Annotated in this window: 10 protein-coding genes; 4 read left to right on the plus strand and 6 right to left on the minus strand. The window is 40.2% G+C overall.

All coding sequences use genetic code 11. The annotated features are described in order from the left end of the window. Positions 1-192 precede the first annotated feature (192 nt). Positions 193-1,245 carry a metal-dependent hydrolase gene (locus tag Q7657_RS18700; RefSeq protein ID WP_107165351.1) on the minus strand — a complete coding sequence of 351 codons (1,053 nt, stop codon included), beginning with the start codon at positions 1,243-1,245 and terminating at the stop codon, positions 193-195. Positions 1,246-1,461: 216 nt separating this feature from the next. Here Q7657_RS18700 and Q7657_RS18705 point away from each other — a divergent pair, with 216 nt between their 5' ends. Further along, positions 1,462-1,788, plus strand: a complete 327-nt coding sequence (locus Q7657_RS18705) for a hypothetical protein (RefSeq protein ID WP_107165352.1) — start codon at positions 1,462-1,464, stop codon at positions 1,786-1,788. 42 nt (positions 1,789-1,830) lie between these two features. Here the strand turns inward: Q7657_RS18705 and yhjD are convergent, their stop codons facing one another. The 5 genes from yhjD to apbC form a co-directional block, all read right to left on the minus strand. Beyond that, positions 1,831-2,793: an inner membrane protein YhjD gene (gene yhjD, locus Q7657_RS18710; protein ID WP_107165353.1), complete on the minus strand. Its 963-nt coding sequence runs from the start codon at positions 2,791-2,793 to the stop codon at positions 1,831-1,833. A gap of 174 nt (positions 2,794-2,967) precedes the next feature. Beyond that, positions 2,968-5,136, minus strand: coding sequence for an AsmA family protein (locus Q7657_RS18715; protein WP_107165354.1), 2,169 nt, complete (start codon positions 5,134-5,136; stop codon positions 2,968-2,970). Positions 5,137-5,356: 220 nt separating this feature from the next. Next, complete coding sequence (gene dcd / locus Q7657_RS18720; RefSeq protein WP_053986904.1) at positions 5,357-5,950, minus strand: dCTP deaminase; 594 nt, start codon at positions 5,948-5,950, stop codon at positions 5,357-5,359. A gap of 124 nt (positions 5,951-6,074) precedes the next feature. After that, positions 6,075-6,719 (minus strand): uridine kinase, encoded by a 645-nt coding sequence (gene udk, locus Q7657_RS18725; protein ID WP_053986905.1) that lies wholly within the window; start codon positions 6,717-6,719, stop codon positions 6,075-6,077. 143 nt (positions 6,720-6,862) lie between these two features. Next, entirely contained in the window at positions 6,863-7,954 is a 1,092-nt protein-coding gene (apbC, locus tag Q7657_RS18730) for an iron-sulfur cluster carrier protein ApbC (protein WP_107165355.1), read from the minus strand. A 242-nt stretch (positions 7,955-8,196) separates the two neighbouring features. Here apbC and metG point away from each other — a divergent pair, with 242 nt between their 5' ends. The 3 genes from metG to Q7657_RS18745 all read left to right on the plus strand — a co-directional run bounded on the left by metG (position 8,197) and on the right by Q7657_RS18745 (position 13,082). After that, on the plus strand, positions 8,197-10,242 hold the full coding sequence (gene metG / locus Q7657_RS18735; protein WP_107165356.1) for a methionine--tRNA ligase: 2,046 nt from the start codon (positions 8,197-8,199) through the stop codon (positions 10,240-10,242). Between the two features lie 446 nt (positions 10,243-10,688). Further along, complete coding sequence (locus tag Q7657_RS18740; protein ID WP_053986908.1) at positions 10,689-12,002, plus strand: dicarboxylate/amino acid:cation symporter; 1,314 nt, start codon at positions 10,689-10,691, stop codon at positions 12,000-12,002. Positions 12,003-12,233: 231 nt separating this feature from the next. Then, the gene (locus tag Q7657_RS18745) at positions 12,234-13,082 is read left to right on the plus strand and encodes a hypothetical protein (RefSeq protein WP_107165357.1); all 849 of its coding nucleotides are present in this window, start codon (positions 12,234-12,236) and stop codon (positions 13,080-13,082) included. Positions 13,083-13,107 lie beyond the last annotated feature (25 nt).

The following is a 13,107-nucleotide window of genomic DNA, read 5'->3' on the forward strand; positions in this document are numbered from 1 at the left end:
TCTCCCTGTTAATTCAATATAAAATCCATCTCTAGGGGTAAGGTCGCAATATTTCGCTTAGTGTTTATTGATAACAATCACAGTCTAAACAGGTGAAAAAATAGGCTTTCATCTCTGTGACTCGCACAGCGAAAAAAGCCTATTAGCATTACTAAATCAACACATAAGAAAACAGTGAAAGAAACGTTATATTTACGTTTTTATAACAGTTTTACTGGGGCATTCATTGATATGGCATAGATCGGCATTCACATCTTGGCTGCCTAATAGACGTAGCCATAATGCAGGAAGGTGCTTGGGTTTCACTTTTCGCTCTTCCATTTTTATCGGGGTCATTAATTGCCAATCTTGCTGCGGTGACTGCTTGGCAACAATAAAACGAAATGGCAAATATTCGATTAATCCTAATCGCAGATCTGTCACCACTAATTGATCATCAATCGTTTGATACTGAACGAAATCTCTCGCAAACTTGGTTAGCATTGCAACATGCTTTGAAGGCTGTTTTAACGGTAGCGTACCTCGTTCTCGCTGCGCCCATTGTATAGGGTAACCATCATCATCTTTTGGATCGAGCAAAGATGAAAAGCCCTCATAATATTTATCACCATCAAGAATAATAAACCGCCACAGTACCGTATTAAACGGGGTTGGACTGATAAACATGGGCTTATTAGCTAACGGTGTGTGCTTTAATTCTTGCTCAATACGATGCTCTATGACCTTATAAGCAACGACTGACCATGCTAAGTAAGTCATTGAAATGATAAGTCCAATACCACAGAGTTTTGCCATTTTCTCGCGCCACATCAAGCTTGCAATCAGCATGATAAGCAAAGGCAATGTATAGAGTGGATCGATAATAAAAATACTCGATACCGCAATACTGTTATCTAAAGGCCAAAACAGTTGCGTGCCATAAGTGGTAAAGGAATCAAGTAATGGATGTGTGATCAAACATGCGGCAACTAAGAGCCATAATCGACCAAATGATAATACTGTAGGTCGATAGTGATGCCACAATGCTGTGAGTAATAAAGAGAATGGTAACAACACAAAAAGTGAATGGCTAAAGCCACGGTGCTTCACCGTATCTGAAATAGGATCACCATAATCAATAAAAACATCTAAATCAGGTAACGTCCCTAACGCAGCACCAATCAATAATGTTTTAGGCTTACAGTGACGTCCAGCCACAACCGCTGCAACAGATGCCCCTAATGCAGCTTGAGTTATTGAATCCACATACACTCCTTTGTATTTAGCTTCATATCTAGCATGAAAAACTATTGCTATAAATACAGAATCATTATTAATATATTAATCAGTTAACTATACCATGACAAAGTTTTTACATTACTCAGTCAAACGATACTCCTACCTTCAGTAATATGACACCACTGATATAGACAAGGATGTAGTTCGCATATCTGGCGTTGTAAGTCTATTAAAGGTAATAAAATGAAGAAAACTTGTCCTTGCTGTCAGCATAAAACCTCAGTACCAACACTCAACCAAGATACCCTCTCTTTTACCTGTGAGAACTGTGGCATCCATCTCCAACATAATGAAAACCAAGTGATCGGTTATAGCATCGCCTATATTGGTATTGTTAGCCTGGTTTTAATTGTACTCAATATCAATGCCTTTATTGCCATCGCTATTGCAACAGTCAGCTATGCCATGATCCGCCGTAAGTTCATCGAGCCAAGAATTGGTCTTCAAGTTAGCCAAATCAGCCATTTTCTAAAACAACTCAATATTGCAGAGTGTAATAAAAAAGGATGACATAGCGTCATCCTTTCTTGTATTCATAACAGAATAAAGCCGTTATTCTTCATCAGTGATCGGTGTAATACGATGTTCATTTGCTGTCGCAATCCAAGCGGCACAAAATAGTGTCAATCGTGCAAAAAAGTAGAAAAACGCCATCAAACCTATAATTGAACCAAAAGCAGCTCCTGATGGAGAGCTCGCTAATTTAGGTAACATAAAGGTCATCGCAAACTTAATCGCTTCAAAGCCAACAGCCGCTAAAAGCGTCCCTTTCATTAATGCCCAACGATTAAATCGACGCTTTGGTAGCATCCAGAAGATCCATAAGAACATTAAATAGTTAGCACAGATAGAAATGGTTAATGCTGTTGCTGTGAGCACCGGACGTAACCACGTTATATCTTCGAGCCCTAATGCATGTACGATGGTTGCTTGAGCAGAACCTGCTACTGAGGTTAATACTACGGTAAAAATCAAAGCGGCAACCAAACCAGTCAAACCAACGAAATCTTTTAAGTATTGCAGAAGGAAATGATCTTTATCTTCTGGTTTTCTTTCCCACACATCACGAGTTTGTGCACGAATTGCTTCACGTAAGTTCCCCATCCAACTCACGCCAGAATACAGCGCAATTGCTAAACCACTTAAACCTACTGTTGTACGCTGGCTAATCGCTATATTGACGGTATTTTTCAGTGTTGTCGCTAAGTTAGGATCTGTTACTCCCGCTACAATTTTATCGATAATGCTATTTAGCAATGAAGCGTTAGACGCAAGAATAAAACCGGCAGCAGCAAATAACACCATTAAGATTGGGATTAATGACAAAAATGAGAAATAGGTAATGGCGGCACCGAACTGGCTACCTAAGCGGTCATTAAAGCGATCTGCAGCACGAATAAAATGATCAATAGGTGGAAACGCTTTGATCTTATCTACAACAAAAGTCACAACCTTCATTACTTTTGCCATGAACGTTGACTTTTCTTCTTCAGTTGACGTTGGTTTATCTATCATAGTCCTTCACTATGGCGTCATTTAATGCATAACGAATGACATGTTATAAGTCACTGTTATCGTTCTCATTACAAAGTCGCCATTTACTTTATAATTTTAATACATACAAAATAGAAAAGGCTTGCCTAATGAAGCAAACCTTTTCATTCTTATCGTGAGCAATCTTCAATTAACTCAGTTAAATAGCCCTTTTAACAGCTGATCAGCAACATTCTTGATCTTTTCATCTTTGGCTTTATCACCAAATAACTTTTCTAGACCACGATTGAGTTCTTTCTTTGCTTTCTGCTCTAATTCGCTATTTTGCTTAAATAAATTTTTCAGATCTAACTGATATTGAGGCTCTTGCCAAGTTCCTTTTATTTTAATCGGAACAGTAATGCCTTTCAATTCATCAAGACCTTTGCCACTAGCAACAATTGCAGTATCGACAGAAAAATCCATTGATTCATTATTTAAATCAGTAACACCACGACCATTAATATCAATCAGCGGTGAAGCTAGATGCAAATTATCAACCGTTGCCTTACCTTGGCCTAACTTGAGTAACGCTGTTAAAGAAGAGAAATCTGTTTTTTTCTCTTTCTTATCATCAGCTAACTTCTCGCCTTTTAAACGTGCTTTTGCACTGCGGATCATCTCTGAAATATTAACGCCATAAACAGCACCATCAGTAAGCTTGACATCAATGGTTCCAGCAACGCCATTACGTAAACGCTCAACAGATAATCCTGTACCTGACAGGTTTGTCGTAATGTTGGCAAGACCTGATAATTGTTTATTATCCGCAATATCTTCCAATAATGGTTGTATTTCGACCCCATTGATTTGGTTATGGAATTGATATGTAGCCAGCGGTGTATTTACATTTAACTTACCCGATGCGGCAATGGTGCCTTGATACAACTTAGCATTTAAATGACTCAGCTCTGCAATGCCATTTTTAATCGACAATGCTAACTGCACATCAGATAAGTGAGCATGAGCAACCACAAATTGTTTCGCACTAATAGTACCTGCAACATCAATCCCCTTTAATAGAGATAAGTCAGGTTCATGATTTGTGGTATTAACAGGAGCACTTGGTGCTTGAGCCTTAGAGGGTGCAGCACTACTAGAAGTCGTAGCTGCAGCGTTGTTAGATGCGGTTTCTGGTGTTTTCTTTTGCTCAGTAGGTGCTGAGCCCTCAGCTGTCATCCAGCGATCCAGATCAATCTTATCACTTGAAAAATTAAAGCGAATAACAGGCACATCATGATTAACAAATGACGCATTACCCGATACTGCTAACTCATCAGCATTCGCACTGAACTTCGATAAGGTTGCAGTCTTCGTTGCAACATCATAACTCGCATTGGTTTTCAGGTTTACCTGCATATTAGGGCGCGGTAATGTTTTACCTGATAGGCTGTTTTCTAACGACAAGTTTTCAAGCGTTAAAATATTTTGATCAGAAGATAAACTTAATTGCGTCTGACCTTTGGTTGCAAAAGCAATATCAGATAATTTACCTTCAGCTTGCAATGTTAATGTCGCCCATTCACCAAACTTAAAGTGATCGACATTAATTTGCGCATGTTTGATGTCAGTCTTCGCATCTTTCGCGGTTAAAGATAACTGTAAATTTTTTAATTCACATAGCTTGTATGACGTAGACAAATTAAGCTCAGTGCTACCTTGAGTAGTGAACTGTAATCCATTAGCCACACCCGCCATATCAAATTGTGCTTTTGTCCACGTATTAGGCGCTAGTGTATCTAAGGTGAAGTTCACCTTATTTAAAGCGATATTTGAACCTGTTTTCTCATTGACGAGATCAACACTGGCATTCAGTAATTTAACGCCAGCTAACGATACCTGCCATGGCTTTTCAGCCGCTTTTGAAGCTGTCTCCTTTGCTGGCTTAGACGCTGGTGCTGCTGTACTTTCTTGCTGAGTGGTTGATGTTGACTGTTTCGTCAAATCATCAAGATTACTGCGACCATCTTTTAGGGTTTGAACAAAAACATGTGCGCCATCCAAACTGACGGTACCAATATCTAACTTGTGAGATAACAAAGGTAAAACAGCAACAGACAGCTCTGCTTGTTTAAACTGAATTAAATTCGGTTGTGCGAAACCTTGTGGGTTTTTTAATGCGGTTTCGCCAACATCCAATCCTAAAGTAGGGAAAAAGCGCCAGCTGATATCACCACTGATCACCAGATCACGACCAATTTGTTCTTTCACCTGCTCTGCAATAACAGGCTTAAATTGATTCGGATTGACTAGCGTGACTAACGCAACAATCCCAAGTACTACAACAATGATAATACCGAGCAACACATACAGTAATTTTTTCATACTCGCCTCTTTTCACCACAGCACTTATCAATTGTTGCACTGCAATGAAAATCTCTATCCATATACCAACAAAGGTTAATTATTTACTGTCATAACAGTAAATTACCTTGCTACGACAACTATTTATAATAATAGTTTCATACGGAACATCTTGTATCAACAACAAAAAAGGCAACCCATGGGATTGCCTTTTTATTTATTCATTAACGAATACTTTTACTTAGCTTGCTTTATCGTCTTCGTTAATACGACTAGCAACAGCACCTTGCTGGTTTTTATACTTCGCATCAACACGCTTGTTATACGGTTTTTCTGCTTCACCAGATAGGGTTTCAAAACTTAGCGCACCAATTGGCATATGTGGACGTAGTGCCAATGGCAAACGACCTGAGTTATAAAACTCAAGTACAATGCGACCAGACCAACCAGGATCGATTCGGTGTGCTGTTACGTGTACCATTAGCCCTAAACGTGCTAATGATGAACGACCATCTAACCAACCTACAATGTTTGCAGGAAGTGTTACTGATTCATGAGTAACGGCTAGTGCTAATTGCCCAGGGTGAAGGAAGAAAGCTTCTTCTTCATTCACTACAATCTCATCACTCATTACTTTATCAAGTTGCGCCGCAACATCTTCTTTCTTACCAGAAAGATCGATAAAAGGAGCACCATGATCGTTAAAAATACGGAATTTATTTCCAAGGGTCACATCAACCGTTAAACCACTAATACAGTCATCTGACGGACGTGGTTCAATGCTGATCTTTCCTTCATCAAGGTACGCCTTGATATCCTTGTCGCAAAGTCTCATTTGAGCTTTCTCCTGAATAGCAAAACACACGTAATATCAACAAAATATAACCTGTGTAGGCAAATCTTAACAGGGTTTCCCCAAAGATAAAAATAAGGCTGGCAATTGCCAGCCTTATAAAACATTAAGAACGTAATAACTTCGCTATATGCGCTTTTAGTACGTCGATAGCAATTCGGTTTTTACCACCGCGAGGAACGATGATATCAGCATATTGTTTTGACGGCTCAATAAATTGCATGAACATAGGGCGTACCGTCTTTTGATACTGAACAAGCACTGATTCCATAGTACGACCGCGCTCTGCAACATCACGTTGTAGACGACGAAGTAAACAGATATCAAGTGGTGTATCCATAAATACGCTAGCGTGCATAATTTCACGAAGGCGTGGATCAGTAAGCAACAAGATACCTTCTAAAATGATCACCTTCTTCGGTGTCATTAGTGTAGTTTCCTTCATGCGAGTATGTTCGCTGTAGCTGTACTGAGGCACTTCTACTGCTTCACCCTTCATCAGTTGCTCTAAGTGATCACAAAGTAAATCGTGATCAAGCGCATTTGGGTGATCGTAGTTAGTTTTGACCCTCTCATCCATGGTCAGGTGGCTTTGATCGTTGTAGTAACAATCTTCAGTAATAACACCGATCTGATGATCGCCTACTTTTTCTTTTAACTCTTTGTATACAGTACTGGCAATCAGACTTTTACCAGATGCAGAAGCACCTGCAATACCAATAATTACGCATTGGTGTGAATTTTCAGACATATCAGAAGGCACCTGTTAGATCACGTGGCGAGATAAATAATTAAACCGCCTGATTATAAGCAGTTGTGGTGTCAGATGCCAACAAAAATGAGACATCTGACACATTTAACTATAAAACGGGCGAAGCCCATCTCATATATTTGTTACATCGTACGAATAGTAATCTGCTCTACTGCAGTTTCACCCTGCCAGTAAAGACGGCTAGCAACAGATGCTGCTAAATCAATGTACGCTGCCGCTTGTTCTGAGTTCGGCGATGCAGCCACTGTTGGCTTACCATTATCAATATCTTGGCGAACTTTAATATCAAGCGGTAACTGCGCCAACAAGGGAACTGAATACTCTTGTGCCATTTTCGCCGCACCACCAGTACCAAAGATATTTTCATGATGTCCACAGTTACTACAAATGTGGTAACTCATGTTCTCCACAATACCAAGCACAGGCACATCCACTTTATTAAACATGCTGATCCCTTTAATGGCATCGGCTAATGCTAAATCTTGTGGCGTAGTAACCACTAAAGCCCCTGTAACAGGAATTTGCTGAGATAAGGTTAATTGAATATCACCCGTACCTGGTGGCATATCAATAACAAGGTAATCTAAATCAGGCCACCACGTTTCATTGATAATTTGAGCAAGAGCTTTAGATGCCATTGGACCACGCCAAATGGTTGCACTTTCCGCTGGTACTAAATATCCCACCGAGTTGGTGTATAAACCGCAAGACTCAATTGGCATCATCATTTTACCATCTGGTGATTGTGGTTTTTGATCCACAGTACCAAGCATCATTGGCACTGATGGACCATAAATATCTGCATCAAGTAATCCAACTTTAGCCCCTTGTTGCTGAAGACCTAAAGCTAAATTAACTGATGTTGTTGATTTACCAACCCCGCCCTTAGCAGAGCTCACTACGATAATGTTTTTCACACCACGTAAAGGTTGTTTGTTTTCAACCGCCAACGTCGCAACTTTACAACGAACATTAAAAGCAACATTTGCAGCAATAGCGCCGCAGCTTTGTTGGTTTGAAATCCAATCTTCAAGCTCATTAATCAGCTCAGCGGCAGCAAACGGAATTGTGATGTTAATCAAGCCATCAGCAGACACAGAAACTAAATTCGGTACATCTGCCCACTCAGGATTAAGAAGAGGGTGTTCAAATAAATTCAGCCATTGGCATATATCACCAACACTCTGAAAACGATGAGTGACATCGTTAGTCATGTTAACGCTCCACATAATGTATTAGCAATTAAGCAACAAATTGATGCTAATTAAAGCAATTAACCCACTGTTGCATCGCTATTTTTGCTTGTTTTACTCAATGCTACCACCAAAGCAATACCACTGCCCTATCTCACGTGTTTTTAAACAGAGAAAACCGTATCTGATGCTAGGAATAACGCCTGCCATCAGGTAGTATTTACAGCTACGTTTTTTACCCATCATGAGCGAAATAAGTAATTATGGCTGCAAATCCAAGAAAAATTCTGGTTACCTGCGCCCTACCGTACGCTAACGGTTCTATCCACTTAGGTCACATGCTTGAGCATGTACAAGCGGATATTTGGGTGCGCTACCAGCGCCTTCGCGGCAACGAAGTTCATTTCATCTGTGCAGACGACGCACACGGTACTCCAATCATGCTTAAGGCCCAGCAGATGGGTATGGAACCTGAGCAAATGATTGCTGAAGTTAGCAAAGAGCACCAAGCTGATTTTGCTGGCTTCGATATTGATTTTAGCAACTACCACAGCACGCATTCACCAGAAAACCGTGAATTGGCGTCTTTTGTGTACACTCAGCTAAAAGAAAAAGGTTTTATTACTAGCCGTACTATTTCTCAGCTATTTGACCCTGAGAAAGAAATGTTCCTACCGGATCGTTTCGTAAAAGGCACTTGTCCTAAGTGTAAAGCTGAAGATCAATACGGCGATAACTGTGATAACTGTGGCGAAACTTACAGCCCAACAGATTTGATCAACCCTAAATCTGCTGTATCTGGTGCGACACCAGTAATGAAAGATTCAAAGCACTTCTTCTTCGACCTGCCTCAATTTGAAAGCATGTTAAAAGAGTGGACAACATCTGGCGCACTTCAAGACGAAACTGCAAACAAAATGCAGGAGTGGTTTGAGTCTGGTCTACAACAGTGGGATATCTCACGTGATGCACCATACTTCGGTTTTGAAATCCCAGGTGAAACTGGCAAATACTTCTATGTATGGCTAGACGCACCTATCGGTTACATGGGTTCATTCAAAAACCTATGTGACAAGCGTGGCGATCTAAACTTCGATGAGTTCTGGAACAAAGACAGCTCTACAGAGCTATACCACTTCATCGGTAAAGACATTGTTTACTTCCACAGCCTATTCTGGCCAGCAATGCTAGATGGTGCAGGTTTCCGTAAGCCAAACAATGTATTCGTACACGGCTACGTAACCGTAAACGGCGCGAAAATGTCTAAGTCTAAAGGTACTTTCATTAAAGCAGGTACCTACTTGAAGCACTTAGATCCTGAATGTCTACGTTACTACTACGCTGCGAAACTAAATAGCCGTATTGACGATCTAGATTTGAACCTAGAAGACTTCACACAGCGTGTTAACAGTGACGTTGTAAACAAAATTGTTAACCTTGCTTCACGTAACGCAGGTTTCATCGCTAAACGTTTTGACGGCAAGCTATCAGACAACTTCGTAGAGCCTGAGCTATACGCAGAATTCGTTGCAGCTGCTGATCGCATCGGTGAACTATACGAAAGCCGTGAATACGGTCGTGCTATTCGTGAAATCACAGCGCTAGCTGATAAAGCAAACCAATACGTTGATGAAAAAGCACCTTGGGTTGTAGCGAAACAAGAAGGTAAAGATCAAGAACTACAAGAAATTTGTACTGTTGGTATTAACCTGTTCCGCGTGCTAATGGCTTACCTAAAACCTGTAATGCCAAAACTTGCAGAGCGTAGCGAAGCATTCCTAAACGAAACACTAACGTGGGAATCAATTGCTCAGCCACTCACTGCGCACGAAGTAACGAAGTTTAAAGCACTATTTAACCGCATCGATCCTGCACACGTTGCAGCGATGGTTGAATCATCTAAAGAAGAAGCAGCAGCAGATAAGGCAGCGGCTGAAGCGGCAGCAAAACCTGCAAGCCCGCTTACAGAAGAGCCTATTGAAGCTGAAATCGAATTTGATGATTTTGCTAAAGTTGATCTACGTATTGCTAAAATCGTCTCTTGCGAATCAGTACCAAAAGCTAACAAACTGCTTAAATTCCAATTAGATATTGGCGGTGAAATGCGCCAAGTATTCTCTGGTATTAAGGCAGCTTATGAGCCAGAAGAGCTTGTAGGTAAGCTAACCGTTGTTGTTGCTAACCTGAAGCCTCGTAAGATGAAGTTCGGCATGTCTGAAGGCATGATCCTAGCGGCAGGCCCTGGTGGTAAAGATCTTTGGATCCTTGAACCACACGAAGGTGCGCAACCAGGTATGCGTGTTATGTAAGTTAATCTTACCTAACGAGAAGGGCACAATATGTGCCCTTTTTTTTATCCCTCAATAAACCTCAGAATACACTATTCATTTTTTAAAATAATTATTCATTTAATTTTACTTAACCACTACCTTATTTTATAAAATAAATAAGGTATTTCTGATATTTTTATCGATAGCAAGCCCATATTCTTAACAGATAAGAACATCACTAAAATTTATACCCAAATTCTCAATCAGTAAAAATCGTGAGCTACCCATAGTAAAAACCACTCACTTGTTAAGTAATGGTTACAAATACCACCAAATAACTTTAATAAAATATAAAAAACGTGACGAAAGCCATATAGTTAAATTTTGATCGTATTTTTACTTAGGTTGATGGATTGAACTCCTGATAGTCTCTTTGTTGCTCTGATATACAGATGGACAGAGTGCATAATTATAAGGAAGAACCCATGTCAACAACGAAGAAAAAAATGTCTCTTACATCCCGAGTCATTCTCGGTATGGTATTAGGTATTCTCACCGGATTTTTAATTCGCACCTTTTTTGCTGATTTCTCTTTTATCCATGAATACATCGTCGATGGTTTATTCGATGTTGGTGGAAAAATTTTCATTGCCAGCTTAAAGATGCTTGTTGTTCCGCTAGTGTTTGTATCACTTGTTTGCGGTACGAGCTCGCTTAAAGATATTGCAACACTAGGACGCTTAGGCGGTAAAACTGTTGCGTTCTATCTAGCAACCACTGCGATTGCAATTACCCTTGCACTATTTCTGGCTAACGTTTTCAAACCAGGTGCTGGTGCAGATCTAAGTGCAGCAACGACTTTCGTCGCAAAAGAAGCGCCTACGCTAGGCAGCGTAATTGTAGGTATGTTCCCAACGAACCCAATCAGCTCAATGGCGAACGGTAACACCCTTCAAATCATCGTATTTGCTGTGTTATTCGGTATTGCTATCAGTGCTGCGGGCAAACCAGGTGAACGTATTGCCGAAATCTTCAAAGATCTTAATGAAGTGATCATGAAGCTAGTTGCGCTACTGATGAACATTGCCCCATTTGGTGTGTTCTTCTTAATGGCGAAACTGTTCACAGGTTTAGGTCTAGATGCCATCTTTAACCTGATTAACTACTTCTTAGTACTTGTTGCTGCATTACTGATCCACGGTTTAGTCACCTACAGTGCAATGCTAAAAATCTTCACAGGTTTAAGTCCAATTACTTTCCTCAAGAAGATGGAAGATGCCGTGATGTTCGCATTCTCAACTGCATCGTCAAACGCAACAATTCCAGTAACTATGGAAACAGCAACTAAACGTTTAGGTGTTAACAATAAAATTGCATCGTTTACTGTACCGCTAGGTGCGACCATCAATATGGACGGCACAGCAATCATGCAAGGTGTGGCGACAGTATTCATCGCGCAAGCCTTTAACATTGATTTGAGCATGGGCGACTATGTAGCCGTTATTGTTACAGCAACTTTAGCTTCTGTAGGTACTGCAGGTGTACCAGGTGTTGGTCTAATCATGCTTGCAATGGTACTGAACCAAGTAGGTCTACCGGTTGAAGGTATCGCTATTATCATGGGTGTTGACCGTCTACTTGATATGATCCGTACTGCAGTGAACATCACTGGTGACTCGGTTGTATCATGTATTGTCGCGAAAACCGAAAACGAATTAGACGTTGAGCGTTTTAATGACCCACAAGCCGCTGTTGAAGATGAGAAAGTTAACTTCCATCCTCTAAAGCAAGAATCATAGAAGATCATAAAACTCTTCATCTATAAATAAGGCGCCTTGATGGCGCCTTTTTCCTTACTGCTGCTTACCTTATCTCAAACGCGCTATCTTGGTGCAATTGAACAGATGTCGTTCAATAAATAGCTTATAAGCTTACCCGAAAGTTATTAATTCATTGTTTTTAAATGATTAAAAAATGGGCACAGGGATTGCCTATTTAGTAAAAACACATTAGATATCGAGGGAAGCGTTATGTGGTTAGTAGGAGCTCTGACTATTGCACTGTTGGCTATTTATTTGTGGTTTCAAAAACTACAAAAAAATAATAACCAATTAAAAAAACAGTTTGAACAAATAATGATGCTACGACAATTGATAGAGTTCATTCGCTATCACCGTCGTTTTTGCCACCAGAAGCTAGCTCATCCAAACAAAAACGTTGAATTCGATGAATCCGTCAACGTCAAAACCCATATTATGAAGGAAACCTTAACGGTATTAATTCATCAGGCTGACAGCAACCACAAACCCATGTTTCGGATCTTACGCAAAGAAATACAGACCTTATTAACTGAATGCCATGAGTATACTTTACAGCGCAGCCAAGCCGTTCATGGACGCATTATTCGCCATATCATGTATCTTATTGATGATGTAGTAAGCTCCGCCTTATTAACCTCAGAGAAAGATCATGCGTTCGAGCACTACCAAGCGGCTTGGCCTATTATCTTAAACTCACTAGATAATCTTCACCGTTTTCGATGGACGATAGATCACTACCCAATCAAAAGTAATATTTATCAACGTGAGCTTAAAATTCATATCAAAATGATCCAACGACGTTTAGGGCAAATTCAAATGCTTAGCCAACAACAGCCACCGACTTGGCCGATTGAAAAGCTGCTACCTAATTTTCTAGCTCTGTCTTTTAACAAACCCAATGAAACAGAATTAAAGCAAGGGCTATATAGCTACTCATTTCAAATCTCAGACACCATTTTCCAATACTTTGATTTGATCTTAGCGGATATAGCCGATGAACTTGCAATTGAAGCCCCGAGCTTAACAGCATGTCTCGCTGATCATGACTGTCAAAAATAAAAAAACCCAGCACGATGGCTGGGTT

Origin of the sequence: Candidatus Photobacterium acropomis (assembly GCF_030685555.1) — a bacterium.
Taxonomy (GTDB): domain Bacteria; phylum Pseudomonadota; class Gammaproteobacteria; order Enterobacterales; family Vibrionaceae; genus Photobacterium; species Photobacterium lucens.